This window comes from Flavobacterium kingsejongi, from assembly GCF_003076475.1.
In the GTDB taxonomy this organism is placed as follows: Bacteria; Bacteroidota; Bacteroidia; order Flavobacteriales; family Flavobacteriaceae; genus Flavobacterium; species Flavobacterium kingsejongi.
Map to the genome: position 1 here is coordinate 636,993 of NZ_CP020919.1, position 25,781 is coordinate 662,773.

A 25,781-nucleotide genomic window follows, 5' to 3' on the forward strand; every position below is an offset into this window, starting at 1 on the left:
CTACACTTATTCCGGATCGTTCATTACGAAGCTTTCCATGAATTTGGTCGTATAATTACCTTCTACATAAGCCGGATCATCCATAAGCTGTCTGTGGAATGGAATTGTTGTTTTAACACCTTCAATCACGAATTCATCCAATGCGCGTTTCATTTTGTTAATCGCTTCCTGACGTGTTTGCGCAGTCGTGATTAATTTTGCAATCATGGAATCATAATTTGGCGGAATGGTATAACCGGAATACACATGAGTATCCAGACGTACGCCATGCCCACCTGGAGTATGAAGGGTAGTGATTTTCCCTGGAGAAGGGCGGAAATCATTGTACGGATCTTCTGCATTGATACGGCATTCGATAGCGTGTAACTGCGGAAGGTAGTTTTTACCGGAAATCGGCACACCAGCAGCTACTAAAATCTGCTCACGGATCAGGTCATAATCAATTACCTGCTCTGTAATCGGGTGCTCTACCTGGATACGGGTATTCATCTCCATGAAGTAGAAGTTACGGTGTTTGTCCACCAGAAACTCTACCGTACCGGCGCCTTCATATTTAATAAATTCTGCTGCTTTTACAGCTGCTGCACCCATTTTTTCTCGAAGTTCATCGGTCATGAATGGAGACGGCGTTTCTTCGGTTAGTTTTTGGTGACGTCTTTGAACGGAACAGTCTCTTTCCGAAAGGTGACAGGCTTTACCATAAGCATCTCCAACCACCTGAATTTCAATGTGGCGTGGCTCTTCGATTAGTTTCTCCAGGTACATCCCGTCGTTACCGAAAGAAGCCGCAGCTTCCTGACGCGCACTATCCCATGCTTTTTGCAGTTCTTCTTCTTTCCAAACGGCACGCATTCCTTTACCTCCACCACCAGCAGTTGCTTTCAGCATCACAGGATATCCGAATTCTTTTGCCAGTTGTTTCGTTTGCTCATACGATTCCAAAAGACCTTCTGATCCTGGAATTGTAGGTACTCCTGCCGCTTTCATGGTTGCTTTAGCCGAAGCCTTATCTCCCATTTTGTCAATCATTTCCGGAGAAGCCCCAATAAATTTGATTCCGTGTTCCTGGCAGATCTTAGAGAATTTTGCATTCTCAGATAAGAAACCATATCCAGGGTGGATAGCATCAGCATTAGTAATTTCTGCCGCTGCAATGATGTTAGACATCTTCAGGTAAGACAGGTTACTTGGCGGAGGCCCGATACACACTGCTTCATCAGCAAAGCGTACATGTAGGCTTTCTGCATCGGCAGTAGAATAAACGGCTACCGTTTTGATGCCCATTTCTTTACAGGTTCTGATCACACGAAGTGCAATCTCTCCTCTGTTGGCAATTAATATTTTTTTAAACATCCTTTACAATTTGAAAATTAAAAACAATTGAAAATTAGAAATCGATATGAATCTTCAGATTATGACGGATCAACTAAGAATAAAGGTTGGTCAAATTCTACCGGAGAAGCATCATCAACTAAAACTTTCACGATTTTACCAGTTACTTCAGATTCGATCTCGTTGAACAATTTCATTGCTTCAATTACACAAAGAACATCTCCTTTGCTGATTGTGCTTCCTACTTCAACAAAAACCGGTTTGTCTGGAGATGGTTTTCTGTATAATGTCCCAATAATTGGTGATTTTACAGTAATGTAATGTGCATTTTCTTCCACTGCAACCGGGGTTACTGGTGTTGCCGGGCTTGTTGGCAAACCTGCGTTAGCCTGTGGCAAAGCAGTTTGTACCGGTACATGCTGTACATACGCCGTGGTTTCAGCCAATGCAGCTTCATTAGTAGTCTTGATAGTGATTTTGATATCGTCCATCTCTAATTTTACTTCTGTTGCACCTGATTTAGCTACAAATTTAATTAGGTTTTGAATTTCTCTTAAATCCATGATATTTGTCTTTTTTGTTTAGTTTATTATTTGTTGTATGCCCATTTGAGATATATAGATCCCCAAGTAAATCCGCCACCAAAAGCGGCAAAAATAATATTATCGCCTTTTTTGAAAAGGTGTTCGAAATCGCTAAGTAATAAGGGTAATGTTGCGGAGGTAGTATTTCCGTATTTCTGGATGTTGACCAGGACTTTAGATTCGTCCAGTCCCATTCGTGATGCAGTAGCATCAATAATACGTTTGTTGGCCTGATGAGCAGCCAGCCAGTTAATATCTTCTTTAGTAAGATTGTTGCGCTGCATTATTTTTTCACTGACATCAGCCATACCGGAAACGGCATATTTGAAAACGGTTTTCCCGTCCTGATGTACAAAATGTTGTTTGTTTTCAACGGTGGCTGCTGAGGGGGGAAGTATGGATCCACCGGCAGCAATATTCAGGTATTCTCTTCCAATTCCATCACTTCGTAAATATTCATCCTGAATGCCAAGTCCTTCATTATTGGCTTCAAAAAGCACCGCTCCGGCACCATCACCAAATATGATACAGGTTGCCCTGTCGGTGTAATCTATAATAGAGGACATTTTATCAGCGCCTATCAGTAGTACTTTTTTATATTTCCCGGACTCGATATAGGCCGAAGCAGTCGACATTCCGTATAAAAAACTTGAACAGGCAGCCTGGAGGTCGTAGGCAAAAGCATTTACAGCTCCAATTTCTGTTGCCACATACACTGCGGTAGAAGCAACGGGCATATCCGGCGTGGTCGTTGCCAATAATACCAGATCAATATCTTTAGGGTCAAGACCCGATTTTTCAATTAAATTTTTGGCTGCGTTAATCGCCAAAAAAGAAGTTCCTTTTCCTTCTTCTTTAAGAATGCGTCTTTCTTTGATTCCAGTGCGTGAAGTTATCCATTCGTCATTGGTTTCAACCATAGATTCCAATACCTTGTTTGATAGCACAAAATCCGGTACATAAGCACCAACAGCGGTGATAGCGGCTGTAATTGTATTCATAGGGTCGTTTGTTTTCTTAACAAATTGTTAATTTGAAAAGAGGTGGAAATTACAAAAAAAATCAAAACCTTATTGCTTTTTCGCAATATTTAACTCGAAACTATAATTATCTCCAACAATCTGAAACCGGGTTCTGATAATTTAGGACGCAAAAGTATAATTCCATGCTAAATTATTAAAATCCAGGGGCTCAAAATTTCGGTAAACAAAAAAAACTCTCACTAGGGAGAGTTTCAATTCTAATTATAAAATCGTATTAAGCAACAGCTTCCTGTTTGTCAATTACAACCTGACCTCTGTAATACATTTTACCTTCATGCCAGTAAGCTCTGTGGTATAAGTGTGCTTCGCCTGTTATAGGACATGTTGCAATTTGAGGAACAGATGCTTTGTAATGTGTTCTTCTCTTATCTCTTCTTGTTTTCGAGGTTTTTCTCTTAGGATGTGCCATCTTACTATATTATTTTTTTTTATCCGTTAATAGTTGTTTTAATTTGTCCCAGCGCGGGTCCGTATTCTCTTCTTCAGTTTGTTCTGGTTCTTCTTTATGCCGTAATTCATTCAGTTTGTCAAGGGTTTCGGATTGTAAACTTCCGTCCTTTACACCGGGATGAATTCTTTTAGAGGGCACAGATAGCACAATCATCTCATAGATGTATTGTGACACGTCTACCTGGTGTTCTCCGTGAGGCAAAATGAGCAATTCTTCATTGTCATCATTATAGGCATCACCAAATTGCACGACCACATTAATCTTCCCTTTTATTGGCAGGTCAAAAGACTCTCCCGTTTGGTCGCATGGAACGTTTATCGTTCCTTTATGCTTAAAGGCAAGCTCCAGCATTGTGGCTTTTTTCTCTAAAACTACATTTACTTTGATGTTGACATCGTCATATTCGTCATAATCAAAGTTTTCAAAGAACTCTTTATTAATTTGATATTCAAACTGATGTTTCCCCAATTTTAATCCTATAAACGGAATTAAAAATTCTTTAGTCGCATTCATTTCATCAACAGTTTTGAGCGTGCAAAGATATAAAATAATTGTAAATCCAAAAGGGGTTACAAACATTTTTTTGTTAATAAATCTTTTTATTTCATTTTTAAAGGATTGCTGGTGATTTCCTTATACTCATTTCGGGCATTATAGATATCAATTGCCTTATACACCGCTTCTTTGAACGAGGTAAAATCGGCTATTCCTTTTCCGGCAATATCATAGGCAGTACCGTGATCTGGTGACGTTCGCACTTTATCCAGGCCCGCAGTATAATTAACACCATTCCCAAAAGACAAGGTCTTAAAAGGAATTAGCCCCTGATCGTGATACACCGCTATAATAGCATCAAATTTTTCATATTGGTTGCTTCCAAAAAAGCTATCCGCAGCATAAGGCCCAAAAACCAGTGTTCCCTGTTCGAACAATTTCTTAATCGCTGGTTTGATGATCTCATCATCTTCCTTTCCTATCACGCCATTATCACCACAATGAGGATTCAATCCCAATACGGCAATTTTAGGCTTATTAATTGTAAAATCCTGAGCCAGTGACTTTTTGACGGTCAGTATCTTTTTGCGGATCAGTTCTTCGGTCAGGTGAGATGCAATTTCGTTCACCGGAATATGATCGGTCAATAATCCCACCCGAAGGGCATCCGACACCATTAACATCAGGGCATCTCCTTCAAGCTCCTGACCCAGGTAATCCGTATGTCCGGGAAAATGAAAATCTTCCGACTGTATATTGTATTTGTTGATTGGAGCGGTTACCAAAACATCGATCAGCCCTTCTTTTAAAGCGTCTGTAGCAGCTACAAAGGATTTTACCGCATAAGAACCTACAACCGGATCATTTACACCATACTCGATATTTACGCCTTCCTTCCATACATTCAGCACATTTACCTTTCCGGTCAGTGCCTGGTCTATTTTATCAATTCCATGCAGGTTAGAGGTCAGTTCAAGATTTTTTTTCAGGAATGACAATATCTTCACATTTGCAAAAATAATGGGCGTACAGAATTCCAACATCCGACTATCTTCAAATGTTTTCAAAACCACTTCGCTTCCAATACCGTTTAAATCTCCAATCGAAATTCCCAGCTTAATATTTTCTGCTTTATTCATTACGAGTACTTAATTATTTATTGCTAAATTTGAGGTGCAAATTTAAGAAAATAAAATTAAGGAATGTTTACAGGAATCATCGAAACATCAGGTTTCATAAAAAATATAGCAAAAGAAGGCGACAATCTGCATCTGACTGTTGCTTCTTCGCTATCGAATGAACTAAAAGTAGATCAGAGCATCTCACATAATGGCATCTGCCTGACAGTAGTAGCACTGGAAGCCGACTCGTTTACAGTCACAGCCGTGCGGGAAACGATTGAAAAAACAACTATCGGAGACTGGAAAATTGGTGATATTATTAATCTGGAACGCGGCATGAAACTGGGCGATCGCCTGGACGGCCATATTGTACAGGGACATGTGGATCAAACCGGAACGTGTAGTAGTGTAGAAACGGCAGAAGGAAGCTGGTATTATACCTTCGAATATGACGCGGCGCAAAATAACATTACGATCGAAAAAGGTTCCATTACGGTAAATGGGGTAAGCCTAACTGTAGTCAACTCGAAACGAAACTCCTTTAGTGTAGCGATTATACCTTATACGTATGAACATACGAATTTCAAAACCCTGAAATCCGGAGATAAAATCAATCTTGAATTTGATGTAATCGGAAAATATGTAGCCCGCCTGCAAGGATTAGGAAAGTAAAAAAAGGCCTGTATATCAGGCTTTTTTCTTTTTTTGCATACCATAAAAGCCAAGTGCTATTCCGGAAGCAAGCAATACTACGGTCATAGTAGTACTTCCAATAGGCAATAGCGGACTATCACAATTATATTGCTGGAGGCAAGCTATATATTGTTGTTGGGTAATTACTCCATTATTATAATCTTCGGTACAATCCTCACAACCATACGGCGGCGGCGTAACTTGCGAAACAGCACTTAGGCTAAACAGCAAGAGTATTATACAATAACAGGCTTTCATTTTAAACTTCATGGGGGATCCATTTTCATGAGCCGCAAAATTAAATAAAAAACGCTGGAAAAGTCTTAAAATTGTAATTGTTTTCACAAATATAATATTGATTTGCAAGTCATCGGTAAATTCTGCTTTTAATCGGATACTACCTGTAATGACCTCTTTTAAATTAACTTACTTTTTAGAGATCTTATATTCCAAACTGCTACTTTATAGTTAAAGTATTTAAATCAGTAACACTATGGACGAACTTAAACAGGACTTTGACTGGAGCGCGATATTATTCGGAGAAGAAAACTGGACTTTCTATCCCGAAGTAGTGTTACGTACCCTCATCATGTATGTCATCATCCTTTTCAGCCTCCGTTTGTTAGGCAAAAGAGGCGTAAAACAACTTTCTGTTTTTGAACTTGTCGTTATTATAAGCCTGGGTTCTGCTGCAGGTGACCCTATGTTTTATAAAGAGGTGGGATTGCTCAGCGGTATAATCGTATTTATCTGCATCATTCTGGCGTATAAAATCACTACTTATTTTGTTGGGAAACATGAGACGTTTGAAAGACTTATTGAAGGGACCTGCACCTGCCTTATTCAAGACGGTCGTTTTGCAATTGAGAATTTCAAAAAAGAACCTCTTGCTTACGATGAGTTCTTTTCGGAATTACGAGCGAGCAGCATCTCACATTTGGGTCAGGTACAGCAAGCCATCATAGAAACTTCGGGCAATATTAGTATTTATTATTATGCGGACGAAGATGTCAAATATGGCTTACCAATACTCCCCCAACTTTACAAACAGAAATCGGAAACAATTCCAGCACCTGGGCTTTATGCGTGTAGCTTTTGTGGCACAATAACAGAGCTACAACCAACGAAGCACAACTGTACCCGATGCAACCGAAAGGAATGGGTAAAAGCGATTAATACGATACGTGTACGCTAGCCTATCACTTCTGCAATATTCTCATTTTCCAGCAATTTAAGCAACTGCATTTCTTCTGCGGTAAGCGTATCACTGACTTTGGCTTTTTTCGGTACATAATGCCAGATGGATCCTTTCTCATAAGCCTCAATAACTGTAGGATGCACATAATACTTTCTACAGACGGTGCGGGTATTTCCTAATTTTGCTGCAACGGCATCGATAACTTCTATTGTTTTTTTCTTACAATCGGATAGTGTAACATGCTCCCCTATTTCCTGGAAAGCACACAACGCATTCACACTTCCGGCCCAAACCCGAAAATCTTTAGCGGTAAAATCTTCAGCGGTAATTTCCTTAAGATAATGGTTCACATCTTCCGATCCTATAGAATGGTGTTTTCCGTCATCATCATAATACTGAAACAGGTCATGCCCGGGAATATCCCTGCATTTTTTAACCAGGTTCGCCATCCTTTTACTCTGCAGGCTGATCTTGTGCATCACCCCTTTCTTTCCTTTAAAATCAAAATAGACTTTCGACTTATCGAAATGCACATGCCGATCCCGCAAAGTGGTAAGTCCAAACGAGCCATATAATTTTTTGTAGGCTTCATTCCCAATACGGATATTGGTTAATTCGATGAGTTTAATCACCAGTGCAATTACCTTTTCATACGGAAGTCCCTTCCGGTTCAGGTCTTTTTCCACCTGTTCCCGTATTAGCGGCAATGCTTTTGCAAACCGCCGCAACCGAAAGAATTTAGATTGGTTCCGGATTTTATTCCATTGGGGATGGTAACGGTATTGCTTGCGTCCTTTGGTATCCATTCCGGTCACTTGCAAATGGCCGTTCTCGTAAGGAGAAATCCACACTTCTTCCCAGGCTGGCGGGATGACCAGTTTTTGAATCCTTTCTAGGATTTCTTTGTCTGTGATCCGGTTATTTTCCTCATCTACATAATAAAAGCTACTCCCTTTCTTGCGTCGGAAGTAGCCTTTAGTACTATGGACAGCATACCGAAGTCCTGCTGCCCGGGCAGTAATCTTAGGATCACTGCCTATTTTCTCTAATTTTGCCTGAAGCCGGTTCATGTACTGAACTATTCGTTTTCACGGTCACCAATACTGAGGGTATGTAATACTTTGGCAGCACTTTTTTCAGTAAAAGCACCAAATCCAGCTACAAAAACCCCTTTTTCCCCATTCGAAGAGGTAATTCCATAAACGGTAGCCTCATCACCCGGATCAGATTCTCCTTCATAGCGGTATACCTCATCAATTGTAAATTCTTCAGGACTGTGTTTAATCCGTTCTTCCTGCAGATTAAAATCCACCGAATATCCTTTGTCGGCCAACTCGCTCAATGCTTTCGAGACGGGGGCGTAGTGAAACATTCTTTTCATAATTTTAGTTTTTAGTTAGTCATTTAGTTCTACTAAAATTACAATTATTTTTCAATGAAACATTTTACAGCTTGTCAAATCTTTGTTAAAGTAAGTGTTTCCTTACTTGTTGGATGTGTAGCCTCTATTTTCATCGAATCATTTTTTCACCACTTTCACCCACTGTTCACCGCCTTTACTATCGGTAAGTTGTACCATATAGATTCCTGTTGTCGCCATACTAAGATCTATTTGGGATTGTATTTCGCTCACTTCTCCTTGGGCAATTACAGCACCTAAAAGAGTATACAACGTATAATGAAGCACTTGTGGCGTATCCTGAACTATAGTAAGGATACCGTTGGTTGGATTTGGATAGACTTGTAGTGTTTTTAATGCTGAACTTCCAACAGACAAAACCTCACAAGTTGCTGTTCCATATTTTGCTATAAAGAAGTCCGTCTGCTGTCCCGTGTTGAGCAACGTTTGTCCCGCAACCTGAAGCTGGCTGCCAAATTTCCCTCCCACATAATAATTCCCTGCACTATCTGCAGTCGTTGCAGTACCAAAATCACTGAAACCAAAACTACCGTTTAACATGGTAAGTGCATTCAGGCTTCCTGTTTGCCGGTTAAATCGTGCGGTAAAAACTTTATAGCCGCTGTTCGTTGGCACTGTCAGTTGGCTTCCGGACCAGTTCAGGTTTCCGGCATTACCTCCCGTAATAAAAACCTCATTACCATGTACCGCTATCCCATCTCCAAAAACACTGTTATTCGTCGTAGCATTCGTTTGCCAAAGTGTATTTCCATTGCTATTCATCGAAAGAACAAAAGGAAAAGGCTGGTTGTCGGTGGCTGTAAAAATCTGGCCATTAAATCCGTCACCACTCACGGTGGCACCTGTAACATATAATGTCCCTGTAGTATCCAGCGTAATATCCATATCCAGTGAATAACTGGTGGTCAGGGTATTTTCCTTTTTCCACAAATAGCTTCCTGAAGCATTAAATGCCGCAATATACAAGTGATTGTTAACATTTTGCCCGCCCATAATCACCGTATCATCACTCAATAAGGACTTATAGCCTGCTATATATAAATTCCCATTAGCAGGATTCCGTACCATTTTCAAATGATTGACCGCAGAACCTCCCAGTTGCATATCGATAGGAAAGGCTCCTACGAAATTGCCATTAACATCATATTTAAACATACACAAAGACCGGCCTGGTGTAGTATTGACAAAATCACCCTGCGCATAACTCCCGGGCAGGATATAACAAATCCAGAATACATTGCCCGATGCATCAACACTTAAATGCACTGATGTCTGCCCATTGGTGGCATCAATTTCAGAAACATCTGCGGCCTGCGGCATCCGCAACCAGTTCATTACACCTTCTGTAGTATATTGCACCACAAAAAGCGAGGCTTTATTTTGGTTGCCCACTCCATAGGGCAATATCGTATCGTTTGCCACACCTTCGCTGCCAAAATGTACGGGAAAGTTTGGAGAATTTCGGATCACCCTACCTGTAGTATAAATGTGACCGAGGCCATCCGTTTCCAATCCCAATAACACATCACTGCCGCTGCCACCAATAACTTTTGACCATCGGTAGTTCCCGGAACAGTCAAAACTGGCTATTACATAATCGATATTAGCACCACCGCCGCCGCCATATTCACTGTATGTATTCTTTTGATGCCCATCTACATCTGCATTGGCAATACCAATAGGAGAAAGCAGGTATACATTCCCGTTCTCATCTGTAGTCATTGCTTTTACATGCTCTTCGTTGTTCAAACTGGAAGCAGGTATTTCATCTGTACTGCCACCCCTTTTCCCCCATTGCCACGCTTGAGCCTGAAGTACTATCGGAAAGGACAGCCATAAAAAGGTAAATAATATTAAATTGTAATTGTGCTTCATAGTCCAATTTGTTATAAATAAAAGCTGGCAGAAATTTCTTTCTGCCAGCCTTTGTGATTAGTTTTTAGCTAAATTCTTCTGTATCTTAATAACACCATTCTCTTTCATGACGACAATATATTGTCCTGAAGGATAGCGCGATAAGTTTACTTTCCAAACCCCTACAGCGTCTTTCGGACTATAGGATTCCAGTAAATACCCCATTATACTATAGATTTCGATAGTTCTTTGCGGAACATCTTTACCTGCATAATGGTATCGTAATTCCGTATCGGATTTAACCGGATTCGGTACGATCATCAGCTCATCAAAATCGGTTACAACGTCACCTTCTGTAACTTCTACAGGGCGAGAGCTATAACAAAGTGCCGGGAAATTTACTTTTCTGGTTGATTGACACAGTTCTGATTTTTTCAGTTCTGCTTCAAATACCATATTCACAGAGCCTCCCATAAATCCAGTAGTAGGAATAAAATTCACACTATACGGATTATTACCCGGTTGTACCAAAAGGCTTCCTGGCTGGAAGATTCCTGTACCCGGTGCTGAAAGATTCACTACTATATCATAACCATATGGATTATAGATATTCATATGAACTACATAATGACAGAATGGTTTTGAATCTACAGTGATATCTTTTATTTCCACTTCAAACAGACAACGCTGGCAGTCTTTCAATATCACATCCATTGGTTTACTTCTCTTTTCACACAAGCCATTATCAAGTGCTAAGGTATACGTTCCAGGATTCGATACCATATAAGGTGCTACAGCTCCGGAGCCTGAACTAGCGATATTGCCATTCAATGTCCATTCCCAATACGGGAAACTGGCCGCAGGGCCTATTAGAATGTTTGTCGATTGTTTATAACAGAAGACATAACAACCCGATGGGAAAATCCAAAGATAGTTTTCCGGATTTTTTGGTACTTCAAATTGTGCTGTAGTACTACAACCCGATGGATTGGTAAAACGAACCTGATAAGGTCCACCTTCCGTCACAAAAATCTCACTGCCCTGCATACCGTTACTCCAGGTATAAGTACCCGGACCACTTCCGGTAGCTTCTAATTTAATTCTATAACGGTTGCAATTATCCATTGTAAAACTCAGCTGCGGTTGTCCCGGAACATCATATACTGTAACCGTATGGCTTACGGCTGTACTACAAAATCCTCCATTACCATCCGAACCTGTCGCGATTACGGTATAGGTATAGGTCCCTGGGTAGTATAATATCTGGGCTAACTTTGGTAGTGTTGTACCTGGAATCGTCGCCCCATTCAATTGCCATATATAGGTTATATTCGGGCCTGCATTCGCCGAAAGTTCAAAATACTGACCCGCACATACTGCATTAGGCCCTGTGAATACCACTGAAGGAGCCGAAGCAAAAACAGCATTCACTCCTGAAATATTGGTTTTCTTACAGCCGTACTGATCTTCTGCAATTACCCAGTAATTACCGGATTGTGTTACCGGGAAAGTACCTGTCGAGGTTGTCCCTAATAATGTCTGACCCTGCATCCAGTAAAAATTCTGTGGTGTTACTGTACCCTGATTAACATACTGCAAGGTTATGACACCACCTTTACAGGCTCTTGCCGGAGTATTTAAATATCCTTCAATACTCATAAAGCGAACATTCACTGTTTTGGTCATACTGGTAGAACATCCGTATTTGTTAGTTACGGTCAGTTTTACGTTTTTAATACCACCTGTAGCAAATTTCTTATCCGGATTCTGTTGTGTATTGCTGGATCCATCACCAAACTCCCATAAATAGGTCATCCCTGGTTGGTTGGCTACGCTAAAATGCACTCCTGCATCCAGGCAAGTGTAATCTACAAAAGAGAAATTCGCAGTTGGAAATGCCTGAAGATCTACTGTAATTGTTTTAGAACAGGCCGGAGCACCACCCCCTGAAATCCGTAGTTCTACTGTATGTAGCCCTGGTGTCAGAGAAAGCGTATGCTGGTTGTTTCCACCATTCGATACGGTGTTGCCATCTACGATAAACTGCCAGTTTTGAATTGACGTTCCAGTATAGAAATTAGAAGCATCCAGTAAGGTAACGGCATAAGTACCCGGTGTTGCGCCACAGCTTACATTATATTTCACATCCGGAATATAAGGCACTATGACATTAGCCTGACGGAATACGGTACATGGCTCCCCATTGGTCCCTGTATAGGTCACAAAATAAAAAACGCTATAGTTACCTGCTTTGGTAACGGTAAATTGCGCCGAAGTATTGGTTTGTGGGCCTGCTGTCATGTTTGGACTTTGTGACCAGCTCACTCCAATTGGACTACCATTAAATGATCCCGAAGCGGTAATGGTTCCACAATTATTGATTAATGATACATTAACCTGTGGTGCTGGGCTGATAGTACAACCAGGACTTGTGCCACAGGATTGTATAATATTAACTTCATTCGTTTTGGTCTGACAGTTATTGGTATTTCTTACAATAGCATAGTATTTACCAAAATTTGTCGGAGCATACGAATAAACACCACTTGTACCAGGAATCAGTGTATTATTATAATACCATTCTATTCCGGAAACAGATCCGTACCCTGTTTGTATTGTAGCTGTCAGTAGATCATTAATCTCACCCTGAGTACAAAATGCAAAATCATTACCCGGTGTAATCAAAGCTACCGGAGAAGGCATAACGGTAATCTGACGTGTAGTAGTGACTGTACTCGTACAACCATTAGCCCCAACAACTGTAACAGTAACCGTATAATTGGTGTCGTTACCATTCAATTGCGTATAAAGATGTACGGGATTTACGACATTAGTAATAATCGTACCATCTCCAAAATCCCAGGTAATCGATTGCCATGAGGTTAAGGCCGGCGAAGATGACACTACCGGTGCGTAATTCTCACCTCTACATATCAATTGCGGTGCTGTAATCGTAAAAACTGGCGAAGCTAAAATTTTCACCGGATATACTGTAGTATAGTTTTTACCACATTTGCGTATCGTCAATTGCAGGTCTACTACTTGTGTTGTTGTTACCTGATTCCACAATACCTGTACAGTGGGTGTCCCGTTACCGGAACTTATACTTCCCAAATTACTTGCGATACTCCAGGTATACTGGTCTCCTGCAGTATAGCCAACACTATAGCTCTCATAGGAACTCGGACAAACTGCCTGATTTCCGGTCACCACCGTAGGAACGACCAGGCGTCCGATAACAGTGCTGCGCACTAAGGAGCGACAGTAGGGCGAATTTGTACTTTCATTCCAGGTATTTAAGACAAATGGTGATGTCGCTGCACCATTAAATATTACAGTAACTTCATTTCCGGTACTACTACCCACGATCTCACCATTAACGGCTTCCCATCGTGTGATTACTCCGGGAGCATTTCCAGTAATAGAATATTGTAAAGGCGTATCCGGGCACATTTGTAATGGCCCTGTAATTGCCGGAGGCATTGCAGGTAAAGCACCTACGTTAATTACAATTACCGAAGGCTTGCAAAAATCGCTTGAAGAAACCTGTAAGGTATAACTTCCCGGAAACTGGAAATTAGCAGAGAAACTGGTGCCACTTCCTGTAAGATTGGTATTCGGCCCATTCAGGACCCAATTGGCATAATACCCGCCGCTAATACTGTATACTCCTTGTTGTCCCTCACACATTTCCAAGGGTCCGTTAACATAGGCTACAGGCAATACACTGATTCGTAATGAAGCCGTACCACCGCAATTCAGTAATTCATTTTTATATACGGCACGTAATTCTATATCACCAGGGTGTTCGGTTCTAATGATAACCTCATTCCTCTGATCGGTAATAACCATCGTAGCACCTGTGCCATTATCGATTAAGGTCCAGATAAAATTGGTATCCGGCCATTGCGGTAATGTATAATGATAAGGCTGTCCTTCACAAACGACTGTTTCCCCTTTTATAGTACCTTTATTTTTAATTACCGGTATTTTTATGGTGGTTGGGGTATAACATTTTGTTTTACATCCTTTTGGATCAAAAGTTACATAGCCGAAACCACTTTCATCAACCTGATCCCAATCCACAGTAATTTCAAAACTATGCGGATCTCCAACAATAGTTCCACCTTTTACACTCCATATAAATTCTCCGCATAATTCTTTTGCTTCATCAGACAATGAATAGGTAGCACGTTCCCCTTCGCAAACTACTCCAGGGCAGATGATCTCGAAACTTGGGCTCAATACCCGTATTTTCATCGTACGTACACTTACACAATTACAGGCATTCCGTACCGTCAGGGTAACTGTATAATTCCCTTCAGCAGTATAGGTATGGCTTGGTTCAAAAGCAGACGAAAAGGTATTATCGCCAAAATCCCAATAATAGGAAATTAAATCCGATCCGCCATTTGGACTGGAAGTATTGGTGAAAAATAGGATTTCATCTCGGCAAACACTGCCAGTTTTAGCATCCAGATTTGGGAATAAACCAAAACTGGCACGGGGCCCATTTATAATTTCGATGCAAATGGTTTTCACATGCTGGATACCCGTTGGGGTATTTACAGTTGCAGTTACAGCACCCGTTCCGGCGAGGCCCCATTTTACAGTACAGGTATTTCCGGCCTGAGCCGTGATAACCCCACCTGCTACCTGCCAGGTCGGAGATTGCCATCCCGGATCAGTCCCATTTAAAGTATAGGTGACAGAAGTGTTTTCACACACCCGGACACATATACCATCCAAAATAAGTTCATCATAACCTTTTTCCCGGTCTTCATAAACCTGACAGCCTGTTTCACTGTTCCAGGAAAGATGAATTGGATTTTGTGCGTGTAGCACACTCGAAAATAAAAGCCAGCAAAGGCATTGGAGAAGAAGAAATAGCTTCCTTTTCCGCGTTAAGTAAATTTGTTTCATAATAGGTGATTTTGGTTAATACTGCAAGATTTAGATTGCTAATATTTTCCTAAAGTATTCATATTTAAACTACTATCAAAGCGGTTAACAAAATCACCTTCATATTCGCATTTTTGTAACTTAACAGCTATAAAATCTCAAAATGAACTCATAATTTTAATGACATAGTCTTATTATACTATTAAAAAGAAATGAAAAGCGCAAAAAGCGACTTTTACTGTAACAACAACGGTATCGATAAGAAGTATCCTACACGTTATTTTTGAAAGGTTTTTAACGGTTGTTTAGGAATGCTACGGCTTCTTTATTTCTAATTTTATATCCCTTTTTTAATCCCTATAGTATGTCTGAAAGAATCCGTGAAAAGCTCCAAATTCTGGCCGATGCTGCGAAATATGATGTTTCCTGTTCTTCCAGCGGCAGTAATCGAAAAAATACCAATAAGGGAATTGGCGACGCCAGTGCTTCCGGAATTTGCCATACCTATACCGAAGACGGGCGTTGCGTTTCCCTTTTGAAAATCCTACTTACCAATCATTGTATTTACGATTGTGCTTTTTGTGTTTCCCGCAAAAGCAATGATGTAAAGCGTGCTGCATTTACCGTAGATGAAGTCGTGGAATTGACCATGAACTTTTACCGCCGTAATTATATTGAAGGTTTGTTCCTGAGTTCCGGTATCTTTAAAAATGCGGATTATACGATGGAACGCCTGGTTCGCATTGTCAAAAAATTACGCCTCGAGCAGCGTTATAACGGCTATATCCATTTGAAAACCATACCTGGTGCCAGTGAGGAATTATTAACTGAAGCGGGATTATATGCCGACCGGATGAGTATCAACCTGGAAATGCCGACTGAATCGGGATTAAAACTCCTGGCACCGGAAAAATCCCACGATGATGTCAAAAAACCATTGGATTTCATTAACAAAGGAATCATCCAGCTGAAAGACGAACGCAAACTCATCAAGAGCACCCCGAAGTTTGTCCCTGCCGGCCAGAGTACCCAGATGGTTATCGGGGCTACACCCGAAACTGATATGGAGATTATGTACAGTGCTAATGAATATTATAAAAACTATGACTTGAAAAGGGTTTATTATTCCGGTTATATTCCAATTAGTTACGATGATCGGATGCCTATAATCGGTAGTCAGCCCCCTTTATTACGGGAAAACCGACTCTACCAAACCGACTGGCTGATGCGCTTTTATGGTTTTGATGTACACGAAATCCTTAATGCAGGCAATCCGCATCTTGACGTGGATATCGACCCCAAACTCAGTTGGGCATTACGAAATATGGAACATTTCCCGGTTGATATCAATACAGCAGATTATAAAATGATTTTGCGGGTGCCCGGAATTGGTGTCGGCTCCGCCAAAAAAATTGTGCAGGCCCGTAAATTTGGAAAATTGCGTGCTGACCAATTGAAGAAAATCGGGATTTCGTATAACCGCGCCAAACATTTTATCCGCTGTGCCGATAGCATCTTCCAACTGGACAATCCAGAACCAATGCGCATTAAAAATCTCATCCTTTCGGAAAGTAATAGCAAATACCTGAAAACACCCCTAAATCAACTGAGCCTTTTCTAATGACAGTCTATATTTTTGATGGTTCTTTTGAGGGATTTCTCACGGCCCTTTTTGAATTTTACGAACGAAAACCCGGGCGGATACAACTCGTTTTACAGTCCCATTTCCAACCCGGGTTGCTGGAAGAGCCTTTTGAAGTAATTACTGATCCTGCTAAATCGACCAGGGTTTGGAAAGGGCTACAGGCGAAATTAAGTCCCGATTGGCAAAAACGCTTTTACACCGCTTTCCTTTCCGAAGTACCGGATTTTTTCCAGCACCTCTTTGAAGCAGCCTGTTATATTTTTGACCATGCCAAGGGAGCGGAACATAATTATGGAAATCCGGCTTTACTGGCCGTGGCACAAATGGATCGTAGTGTCCACCGGGAAAAGCACCGGATGGAAGCGTTTATCCGTTTCCAGGAAACAGCCGATGGTATTTTCTACGCGCCTATAGAACCGGATTATAATGTATTGCCATTGATCTCCCGGTTTTGTAAAAACCGTTATGCAGACCAACAGTGGATTATTTATGACCTGAAACGTAAATATGGATTGTTTTACGACCTGCAAACCGTCGCAGAAGTAAGTTTTGAAATGATTCCCGAAGCGAAAACAGCAGGCACGTACCTCCCCGAACAGCTATTAGATTCCCAAGAGCATCTCTATGCCCTCTTATGGAATGATTATTTTAAAAGTACCAACATTCCTGCCCGTAAAAACATGAAACTCCACATCCAGCACGTACCGAAACGCTATTGGAAATACCTCACAGAAAAGAAAGGGAAGAATTAATATGGGGTTTATTCTAATGGGATATGATCCCGGGCAATGCTCCGGGTTACTCTTTTAATTTCATGTTTTGTTACTGGATGTTGCTTAGGCCCTTCCGAAGAAAAGAATTCATACGTATCATTCTTAATCCTGGAATACCAAATCAATCCCTTATCATCTTTATCAAATAAAACCTGTTTCCGCGTAGGGAAGATTTGTTTAAAATCCCTCAGCATTTTATCATCCCGTTCAATATTAGTCTCATTAGTACTATCCATTGGAGCAAGGACATATTGCGTCCCGTTCCATTGCATATGATCATAATATGGGAAAAATTGTACTTTGACAGCAACACCTATTGCAATGATAAAAACTAAAGTTGTTATCGCATAGATCAATTTCCGTGCACGATTTCCTTTTGCTATTTTTTCTCCCTCATCATCTACAGTTACAGGACTTGCTTCGGTCGTAAGACCAAGCCTGTCTTGTGCTACATTTATCTTTACTGCTTTTTTCTCTTCATTATTTCCATCATCATTATCATTAAGATCACTAATCAGGGCCGTTATTTCTGAGAATTCATTTTTTGCTTTCTCTACAGTTTTCTCATTCCCTTTTTCAATTTCAGAAATAGCCCATACTTCATTGTCTTCAACTTCCCTTTCCTCAATATGAGCTACTTCATCTTCACCTTCCATCACTAATTCTTTTGTTGGAATGGTAACAGCCGGTCCATTTGCTAACAAAGTAATTTCTTCCTTCAGAGGCTCACTAACAACCTCTTCAAATGGATATACTTTTTTGAATTTAAAAAAAGGACGTGGTTCATAATTCGTGAGCACCGCTAATAAATCCAGTGCGGCAATGTCTTGAAGATTGTGTTTTTCTTTTTTAAAGAAAGATTCAGAAGCTTTCAATCCTCCAATTGGATACTGTTCAATTGCTATTCTTAAATCTTTTGTTTTAGATTCATCAAAGAATTTTTGAAAGATATCGGTATCAGTAGCATTTAATTTTTTCGTACTAAGAAGCATCCCACTCATCTCACGAAGTTTTGTATTCGTAGGATTATGAAAATAATTAAAATATTCTCCCTCCTCCCTCATAGCATTATATCGCTTCTTAATTTCTGAACGATAAAACTTCAGCAAATCAGAATCAGTAAATGTAATTTTCGTCATAAGCCTTATAGAATTTTTAGAATAATTAGAATTTTCAAAATCATTCTTTAGAATAAATAGAATGACTGGAAACTCTAGAATCTATTGGTAATCAGCAGTTAAATCAGTCACATCTTTGCATCAGAATTAGTTGTCGAATCAGCATGCAATTCGGCAAATGTACAAAACTAGTTTAATACTGATGTAATGATATAGCATTGAAAATTGTCCGGGAAGTACAATTATACTCTTCTATATCAAAGCTTCAGACTTCCCACTCCGGAAGTCACAAGGTGTGACTCCTTAATCAAAACACGACATCCAGCACAACCTCGGCAACAGTCCGAACGGCCATCGGCATGTCCAGTTTTAAAAATTTAAACTGATGAAAAATTTCATATTAGTACCTACAATCGCTATTGCTTTATGCACAACTTTCGTATCCTGCTCGACAGATGACGATACTTTTTCAACCTTACAAAATCCTGTTGAACAAACTGGAGTTTTGATGTCGAGGGATTCCTTATCACCATTAGATGACACCATAGGCAATCCCAATAATCCTGGTGGCACCGGTGATGATGAGATCGTCCCAATTAAACCACCCAAAAAACCCGGAGTCTTGATGGCAAGGGATTCAATAACTACATTGGATAACACCATTGGTAATCCCAATAATCCTGGTGGCACTGGTGATGATGAGATCGTTCCAATCAAACCACCCAAAAAACCATAATTTGTTAAAAAAATAATTAAAATATAATCCATTTTAGTAATTTCGGGGAATGATACTTAAAAAGTTTTATTCCCCGTTTGCTATTTTAGCCATTTTGATCTGCTGTATTTCCTGTAGCAAAGAATCGCATTTCTTCACCTCTACCAACAACTCGTATGCCGATAGTGCTTCAATCTATCTCGATAGTGCATATGCAGATTCTCAAATCAAAACGGCACTACCGCTTTACACTATTGCTAAAAAATATGCCCAGAAAGCAAATGATAAGAATATCCTTTTTGATATACTATTCAAAAAAACAAATGCTCTGATTGATTCAAGTGATTCTATAGCTGCAAAGCAGAATCTTGAACTCTACATCCATATGGCCGATAGTAGTTCGGAATTAAGATATGTTTCAAAAGGGAAATTACTATCGGGAAATTTTGATGTCATGATTGGTGACCTCAAAAAAGCATCCAAGGAATATTATGATGCTAAACTTGGCTTTGAAAAAGTAGAAGATCATGAAATGTTAATCTATACATTACTAAAAATTGCAAATATCCATTACTTCTATAATGACTTTATAGAAATGGAAGATGCCAGTACTGAAGCCTTAAAATATACTAATTCAAAAACTGAAATTAGCTACCTTAAATCCATTTATAATTATCTGGGGATATCTTATAAAAAAATATACGATTATAAAATTGCTAAGGACTATTATAAAAAAAATAGACAACTTTCAGAAGACACTATCAATAAAGCTATCGCAGACAATAATATTGCTACTGTATACATTGCGGAAAAAAAATACGATAGTGCTGAAATAATCTTAGCTCCACATTTACAAGAAAAAATAAAACTTAGCACTATTGCGAAAATAAAAGACAATTATGGTTATGCTCTATATAAACAGGAGAAAAAAGGAGGCTTGGAGCAAATGTTAGAAGCGCTAAAAATTCGTCAACAAGATGATGATCAAAACGGTTTGATTGCCGGCAATTTCCATTTGGCAGAATATTATGAAAAATCAGATCGCATACTCGCATTACAATATGCATTACAATCGTATCAGGCAGCCCAAAGGATAAAAAGTGTAGATGGCAAAATAGAAGCCTTAGACATAATGATCCACAACAATCCAGAAAATGCCTATACTTATCACATAGAATATGCTCATCTTAATGATAGTATTAAAGGCGTACGACAAAAAGCCAAAAATGCATTTGCGAAAGCAAAATATGATTTCCAAAAAGAAAAAATAGAAAAAGAAAGGCAGGAAAAAATGTTCTTAATTACAGTTTCAATTGCGGGTCCACTAATTGTATCCATTATACTATTATCGCTATTTTTAAGTTACCGAAAAAACACAAAGCACAAGCAGGAAAAAATCCACGAAAGTTATAAGACCGAAACCCGTCTTTCGAAGAAAGTCCATGACGAATTGGCCAACGACCTCTTCAATGTGATGAATTTTGCCAGCAACCAGGATTTGGCTGTCGACGAAAAAAAGGAAACCTTATTGCAAAACCTGGAAAATGTCTATAAAAGAACCCGAAATATCTCCCGGGAAAACAGTACCATCGATACCGGTGAAGCCTTTGCGGCTAACCTGAAAAGTATGATTTCAGAATACAACACTCCGGAACGCAATGTGCTGATTAATGGAATCGATAGCATTCCATGGAACGAAATTGAAGAAAATAAAAAGATCATTACCTTCCGTGTCCTCCAGGAATTGATGGTCAACATGAAAAAATACAGCCAGGCTACGCTTACTGTGATTGGATTTAAAAACATAGACAAAAAAATCCAGGTTAATTATTCTGATAATGGCGTGGGAATGGACGCTGACGCACTTTCCCGAAAAAATGGATTGCGGAATGTGGAAAACCGTATAGAATCCATTGGCGGAACTTTTACTTTTGACCCTGTACCCCCAAAAGGACTTAAAGTTTCATTTGTTTATCCTATTTAAAAAACTATGTTTAAAAAAATTCTAATCAACGAAGACATTGACAGCCTAAGCCTCGGATTGAAAACGGTTTTAGAAAAACTCTATTCCATTGAAATCCATCAGGCGAAATACTGCGATGAAGCCTACAATAAAATCAGGAAAGCGGTATTGGATCAGGAACCTTTCGATCTGCTAATCAGCGATCTTTCTTTTAAACCCGATCACCGGGATACCAAACTGGCTTCGGGAGAAGCACTGATTGAAAAATTACAGGAAACCCATCCACAGCTAAAAGTGATTGCCTACTCTATTGAAGACCGTAAATATAGAATCAAATCTTTATTTGACGATCTGCATATCTGCGGTTATGTATGCAAAGGGCGTGACAGTTCTGATGAGATCATCAAAGCGATCAACCTGCTGGCTGCGGGTGAAAAACGTTATATCTCTCCAAGCCTGTCTCATATCCTACTGGACAATTCGGTTTTGGAAATCGACGAACATGATATCGACATCGTAAAACACCTGTCAAGCGGACTCAGTAATGAGGAAATCAGTGGCGAATTCAAAAAGCAGCAAAAAAGTGCGACCAGCGTCAGCAGTATCGAAAAAAGAATCAATAAGCTTAAAATTTATTTTAAAGCCCGTAATACCAATCACCTGATCAGTATTGCTAAAGACATGGGGTTAATCTAATCCAATTCCCCTTTGTGTATTATAAACCGGCTTCTAAGCCGGTTTTTTTATGCCTGGCTGTATGGAAAACCGTAAGGAAAGCGACTACAAAGCTTTTAGGTTTGCTCAAAAAACAAATTATGCCCGCTTACGTCGAAATACGCTGTATCCACACAGCACAAAACGTTACGATCCCCAATAGGATTCTTGGTATTGGTGGTCTTACTGCAGAAGGCCATATCTGGACCTTGTCCCTGGAAGCCGCGATCGAAAAAATCAAGTCCAGGGAAAACCGGTTCTTTATCCGCCACAATAATCGTCAGGTGAATGTCTGGATTACCAACAGCCCGGAAGGCAAATTCTATCTCAGGACAGTCCTGGACACAGCTGCCAATCACTTGTTATTAACCCTACCCGAAGGCCCTTAATATTTTTCACCTTACTCCCACTACTATGATTTTTCCCTTTTTAAAAAAACAGCTTTTACGCTACAGTACACTACTCTGTACCCTTTTAAGTTTTGCCGCCTGCAGGCATGCTTCTCAAGAGCCACCACAACTGGAGGTTGTTCCTTTCCTCCAAAAACATTCGCCACAAAATCCTGTCATTCACGACACCAAAACCTATCATACCGATAGCACGTACAAATACAAATTCAGAACGGGCGTACCCAATCATTACCAGTACAATTATGATGTCTTTGGTACGGATGAAAATGGGACAGCCGTTACCGGAAATATCAGTACAGAAGGTAAATATGGCAATGGCCGTGTCCAGGATAGCCTGGGCATTATATCACTCATTACCACAGAATGGGTCGGCCATGGTAAAATCCGGGCAGAAGATGCAACCGGAAAAGTATATGAGTTGCAGACCGAATAGCCTACCATATCCTTAAAAGCCGCCCTTGTGCCAAACCGTAAGGACAGGCGGCTTACATACTATAGTTTTGAAGTATAAATTTAAAATTTAAATATTATGAAAAATTATTATGTAAACACCAAAGCACAGTCCAACGGCGACCATGAAGTCCACACCGAAGATTGTAGCTATCTGCCCAGCACAGCGAACCAAAAATCTTTGGGAAAATTTTCCAACTGTAAAGATGCGGTCACTGAAGCTAAAAAAACGTATACGCAATCGAATGGGTGTAAAACCTGTTGTCCCGACTGCCATACGAACTAAATAAAACTTTTTCAAGATGGTTCCCGGTTTATTCGGGGATCATTTTTCACTTAAAGTCGATACTCTCTTTTCTTTTTAATTTCAAAATAATTTAGCATGCAAAAAGCACTACTATCCCTTCTATTCCTATACCTGCCACTAAGTGGAATCGCCCAACAGACCAACACTAAATTACTGGCTTCCTGCTGTGAAACAAAAGTCGGGAAGTGTACCGGCTCTGCCAGTTGCACTGCCTGTAAAAACTGCTCGCGTTGCGCGTATTGTTCCAATGGTGGCAGCTGTGGCGTTTGCACTAAAAGGGCCGAAATTCAAACTTTTGTCCCTAAAACATCCACAAAAAATAGTTCCCTACATATTACTACCACCGAAAAAACGACTACCAGCAATCATTTATTTTATGCTGCAAATACAGCACTGAATCTTAGAAAAGAACCTGTAGCCACTTCTGCTGTGGTGGAAATCGTAAAACGAAATGACAGGCTGATCCATCTTGCCTCTACGAAAGATTGGGTAAAAGTAAGAGTCGAAGAGTCTGGAAATGTGGGTTATGTCCCTAAAAAATTCCTGATCAACTAAAAAAAGAGGTGTTTACGGAAAACCGTAAGGATATGGTTTTCCGCAGTTGTAGGTTTGACCTATGAAACAGAAGACATTACATAGTCAATTTATTCTTGGACATCTCTCACCCTTATTTATAGGTGGTATGATTTATATACTTTTTAGAAAGTCCAGCTTGATAATGTTTTCATGGATTGATAACGTTGAAATCCAACAGGAAATAAATAGTCTCAGAAATCACCGTTTGTACTTTCAAAATAAAATGCCCGAATGGATCATGTTTTCATTACCAGATGGCTTTTGTGTATTCTCCTATATGAACTTGATGTTTTTGCTTTGGAACAATCAAATGAATATCAAAAATAGCTTTTGGTTGCTGATTATTCCAATAGTTGCAATCTTGTCAGAACTCGAACAGCTGATTACTCTAATTCCTGAAACATTCTACATGAAAGATCTCGTAATGTATGTTATAGGAGGTTCCATCCCTTTTTACTTTATAAAAAAACAATATCCCATAATTTCAAAATATCATGAAAATAAAAACACAACATCTGATTTAGTTTTTAATTCTCGGTGGCATCCTCTTTTTTGCATATGGAAGCAACGATGATAAAAACACAAGACTGAAGGAGATACAAAGTGTAACACCTATAGCTATTGAAGAGCAAGATATACAACCTAATGATGATCATATCATAGAATCAGCAAAAGAATTTAAATCCAATTTCAACTCTCTTATGGTTGAAACGAAAAGCGGGTTAAGGATAAAAGAACTAATAAAAAAAACAGGAGTTGTAAACAATACTATTCAATTTCTACTCAATGAAGTGATTTAAACTTTTTTTAGAATTAAAAAAGGGTTGTCGATATTTGTGTCGCTAAACATACAATTATCAAAACCAACCCTTTATGTACAGTGTACTTGACAAAGATACAATAGAATTGGAAATTGTTGCATATATACCTAAAGCCCGTCGTGGATTTCCTGTAACAGTTCCATTATCAGAAGTGATAAATGCTATACTCTACAAACTTAAAACGGGCCTTCAATGGCATCAGCTACCCATTAGGGCTCTTTTTGAAAATAAGGTTATAAGTTGGCAATCTGTTTACTATCACTATCGCAAGTGGAGTCTTTGCGGTTTCTGGAAAGCTTGTTGGATTAAATTCCTTAGCCGTCATCACTCAAAACTTGACCTTTCCAGTGTGGATTTGGACGGAAGCCATACTCCTGCTATCCGAGGCGGTGAACAGGTTGACTATCAAGGTCGGAAGAAGCGAAAAACAACTAATTCACTCTATCTAACCGATAGGCAAGGCTTGCCATTAGCAATGTCAGAACCTCTTGCGGGAAACCACAACGACCTGTATAATATTGAGGTTCAGTTTGAAGACATTACAGCAACATTAGAACAAGCCAATATTTCTGTAGATGGATTGTTCCTCAATGCAGACGCAGGTTTTGACTCTAAAGACTTAAGAAAAGCATGTTCAGATAAGAACATTCAAGCTAATATCTGTTTTAACAAACGTAACGGTCATAGTGAGAGGGATGAATATTTTGATGAGCAACTCTATAAGCAGAGATATACAATCGAACGCACAAATGCCTGGTTAGATGGGTTTAGGTCAATCTTAAATAGATATGACACAACAACTGAATCTTGGAAAGGATTCAATTATATAGCATTTATAGTAATAGCATCAAAAAAATTTAAAAAGGAAAAAGTTTAAACCACTTCAATGATAAAATCGCAATAATGGTTCAGTTAAATAAAGAAGATGATAGCGTAAGAAGTATTATGATGCTTGCCCAAGGTGATGGTAGTTTACAATCAGGAGTTGACATAATAATAACTATTACCGGTATAATAGCGGGATTAGACCCTTCTTTAGCTCCTAATGGAAGAGGAGAAATAATGCAAAAAATTGGTCTACTTGAAGGTGAAAAAATAAATAATATGGAAGGTGAAACTATTAAAAATGGAATTAAATACTCCATTACATCCAGTCAAGAAATTGGAATTTTATTCGCTGCTTCCAAACCTTAAAA

25 protein-coding genes are annotated in these 25,781 nt (G+C 39.6%); 12 read left to right on the forward strand and 13 right to left on the reverse strand.

What is annotated here, in order from left to right:
* Window positions 1–6: 6 nt before the first annotated feature.
* The 6 genes from accC to pdxA form a co-directional block, all read right to left on the reverse strand.
* Window positions 7–1,353, reverse strand: coding sequence for an acetyl-CoA carboxylase biotin carboxylase subunit (gene accC / locus FK004_RS02755; RefSeq protein ID WP_108735867.1), 1,347 nt, complete (start codon window positions 1,351–1,353; stop codon window positions 7–9).
* A 59-nt stretch (window positions 1,354–1,412) separates the two neighbouring features.
* Window positions 1,413–1,895, reverse strand: a complete 483-nt coding sequence (gene accB, locus FK004_RS02760; protein ID WP_108735868.1) for an acetyl-CoA carboxylase biotin carboxyl carrier protein — start codon at window positions 1,893–1,895, stop codon at window positions 1,413–1,415.
* A gap of 26 nt (window positions 1,896–1,921) precedes the next feature.
* Entirely contained in the window at window positions 1,922–2,917 is a 996-nt protein-coding gene (locus tag FK004_RS02765) for a beta-ketoacyl-ACP synthase III (RefSeq protein WP_108735869.1), read from the reverse strand.
* Window positions 2,918–3,173: 256 nt separating this feature from the next.
* Window positions 3,174–3,368: a 50S ribosomal protein L32 gene (gene rpmF, locus FK004_RS02770; RefSeq protein WP_108735870.1), complete on the reverse strand. Its 195-nt coding sequence runs from the start codon at window positions 3,366–3,368 to the stop codon at window positions 3,174–3,176.
* A gap of 9 nt (window positions 3,369–3,377) precedes the next feature.
* On the reverse strand, window positions 3,378–3,923 hold the full coding sequence (locus FK004_RS02775) for a YceD family protein (RefSeq protein ID WP_108738734.1): 546 nt from the start codon (window positions 3,921–3,923) through the stop codon (window positions 3,378–3,380).
* A gap of 86 nt (window positions 3,924–4,009) precedes the next feature.
* On the reverse strand, window positions 4,010–5,044 hold the full coding sequence (gene pdxA, locus FK004_RS02780; RefSeq protein WP_108735871.1) for a 4-hydroxythreonine-4-phosphate dehydrogenase PdxA: 1,035 nt from the start codon (window positions 5,042–5,044) through the stop codon (window positions 4,010–4,012).
* A 63-nt stretch (window positions 5,045–5,107) separates the two neighbouring features.
* Between pdxA and FK004_RS02785 the strand changes: the two genes are divergently transcribed.
* On the forward strand, window positions 5,108–5,698 hold the full coding sequence (locus tag FK004_RS02785; RefSeq protein ID WP_108735872.1) for a riboflavin synthase: 591 nt from the start codon (window positions 5,108–5,110) through the stop codon (window positions 5,696–5,698).
* A 15-nt stretch (window positions 5,699–5,713) separates the two neighbouring features.
* Here the strand turns inward: FK004_RS02785 and FK004_RS02790 are convergent, their stop codons facing one another.
* Window positions 5,714–6,064, reverse strand: coding sequence for a hypothetical protein (locus FK004_RS02790; RefSeq protein ID WP_157956010.1), 351 nt, complete (start codon window positions 6,062–6,064; stop codon window positions 5,714–5,716).
* Window positions 6,065–6,212: 148 nt separating this feature from the next.
* Between FK004_RS02790 and FK004_RS02795 the strand changes: the two genes are divergently transcribed.
* Window positions 6,213–6,914: a DUF421 domain-containing protein gene (locus tag FK004_RS02795; protein WP_108735874.1), complete on the forward strand. Its 702-nt coding sequence runs from the start codon at window positions 6,213–6,215 to the stop codon at window positions 6,912–6,914.
* Here the strand turns inward: FK004_RS02795 and FK004_RS02800 are convergent.
* From FK004_RS02800 to FK004_RS02815, 4 genes are all read right to left on the reverse strand, one after another.
* Entirely contained in the window at window positions 6,911–7,987 is a 1,077-nt protein-coding gene (locus tag FK004_RS02800) for a DNA topoisomerase IB (protein ID WP_108735875.1), read from the reverse strand. The genes FK004_RS02795 and FK004_RS02800 overlap by 4 nt on opposite strands.
* An 8-nt stretch (window positions 7,988–7,995) precedes the next feature.
* Entirely contained in the window at window positions 7,996–8,298 is a 303-nt protein-coding gene (locus FK004_RS02805; protein ID WP_108735876.1) for a hypothetical protein, read from the reverse strand.
* Window positions 8,299–8,436: 138 nt separating this feature from the next.
* Window positions 8,437–10,212, reverse strand: a complete 1,776-nt coding sequence (locus FK004_RS02810; protein WP_108735877.1) for a T9SS type A sorting domain-containing protein — start codon at window positions 10,210–10,212, stop codon at window positions 8,437–8,439.
* A 57-nt stretch (window positions 10,213–10,269) separates the two neighbouring features.
* Entirely contained in the window at window positions 10,270–15,114 is a 4,845-nt protein-coding gene (locus FK004_RS02815; protein ID WP_108735878.1) for a PKD domain-containing protein, read from the reverse strand.
* A 343-nt stretch (window positions 15,115–15,457) separates the two neighbouring features.
* On the opposite strand from FK004_RS02815, the gene FK004_RS02820 reads away from it, so the two are divergent.
* Together FK004_RS02820 and FK004_RS02825 are read left to right on the forward strand one after the other, a co-directional pair.
* Window positions 15,458–16,714: a putative DNA modification/repair radical SAM protein gene (locus FK004_RS02820; protein WP_108735879.1), complete on the forward strand. Its 1,257-nt coding sequence runs from the start codon at window positions 15,458–15,460 to the stop codon at window positions 16,712–16,714.
* Window positions 16,714–17,490, forward strand: a complete 777-nt coding sequence (locus FK004_RS02825; RefSeq protein ID WP_108735880.1) for a TIGR03915 family putative DNA repair protein — start codon at window positions 16,714–16,716, stop codon at window positions 17,488–17,490. The genes FK004_RS02820 and FK004_RS02825 overlap by 1 nt, the downstream gene beginning before the upstream one ends.
* 8 nt (window positions 17,491–17,498) lie before the next feature.
* Here the strand turns inward: FK004_RS02825 and FK004_RS02830 are convergent, their stop codons facing one another.
* Both FK004_RS02830 and FK004_RS19140 read right to left on the reverse strand, forming a co-directional pair.
* The gene (locus tag FK004_RS02830) at window positions 17,499–18,650 is read right to left on the reverse strand and encodes a hypothetical protein (RefSeq protein ID WP_108735881.1); all 1,152 of its coding nucleotides are present in this window, start codon (window positions 18,648–18,650) and stop codon (window positions 17,499–17,501) included.
* 348 nt (window positions 18,651–18,998) lie between these two features.
* The gene (locus FK004_RS19140; protein WP_157956011.1) at window positions 18,999–19,397 is read right to left on the reverse strand and encodes a hypothetical protein; all 399 of its coding nucleotides are present in this window, start codon (window positions 19,395–19,397) and stop codon (window positions 18,999–19,001) included.
* Window positions 19,398–19,414: 17 nt separating this feature from the next.
* On the opposite strand from FK004_RS19140, the gene FK004_RS02840 reads away from it, so the two are divergent.
* The 8 genes from FK004_RS02840 (at window position 19,415) to FK004_RS02880 (ending at window position 25,779) form a co-directional block, all read left to right on the forward strand.
* Window positions 19,415–21,328 (forward strand): sensor histidine kinase, encoded by a 1,914-nt coding sequence (locus tag FK004_RS02840; protein ID WP_108735883.1) that lies wholly within the window; start codon window positions 19,415–19,417, stop codon window positions 21,326–21,328.
* Window positions 21,329–21,334: 6 nt separating this feature from the next.
* Window positions 21,335–22,003, forward strand: a complete 669-nt coding sequence (locus tag FK004_RS02845) for a response regulator transcription factor (protein WP_108735884.1) — start codon at window positions 21,335–21,337, stop codon at window positions 22,001–22,003.
* A gap of 119 nt (window positions 22,004–22,122) precedes the next feature.
* Window positions 22,123–22,410 carry a DUF3892 domain-containing protein gene (locus FK004_RS02850; protein ID WP_157956012.1) on the forward strand — a complete coding sequence of 96 codons (288 nt, stop codon included), beginning with the start codon at window positions 22,123–22,125 and terminating at the stop codon, window positions 22,408–22,410.
* Between the two features lie 25 nt (window positions 22,411–22,435).
* Complete coding sequence (locus FK004_RS02855) at window positions 22,436–22,864, forward strand: hypothetical protein (RefSeq protein WP_108735886.1); 429 nt, start codon at window positions 22,436–22,438, stop codon at window positions 22,862–22,864.
* A gap of 96 nt (window positions 22,865–22,960) precedes the next feature.
* Window positions 22,961–23,167: a hypothetical protein gene (locus FK004_RS02860; RefSeq protein WP_108735887.1), complete on the forward strand. Its 207-nt coding sequence runs from the start codon at window positions 22,961–22,963 to the stop codon at window positions 23,165–23,167.
* Between the two features lie 96 nt (window positions 23,168–23,263).
* Complete coding sequence (locus FK004_RS02865) at window positions 23,264–23,743, forward strand: SH3 domain-containing protein (RefSeq protein ID WP_108735888.1); 480 nt, start codon at window positions 23,264–23,266, stop codon at window positions 23,741–23,743.
* An 894-nt stretch (window positions 23,744–24,637) separates the two neighbouring features.
* Window positions 24,638–25,462, forward strand: a complete 825-nt coding sequence (locus FK004_RS02875; RefSeq protein WP_108735890.1) for an IS5 family transposase — start codon at window positions 24,638–24,640, stop codon at window positions 25,460–25,462.
* 26 nt (window positions 25,463–25,488) lie between these two features.
* A complete protein-coding gene (locus tag FK004_RS02880) occupies window positions 25,489–25,779 on the forward strand; it encodes a hypothetical protein (RefSeq protein ID WP_108735891.1) in 291 nt (96 codons plus the stop codon).
* Window positions 25,780–25,781: the final 2 nt, after the last annotated feature.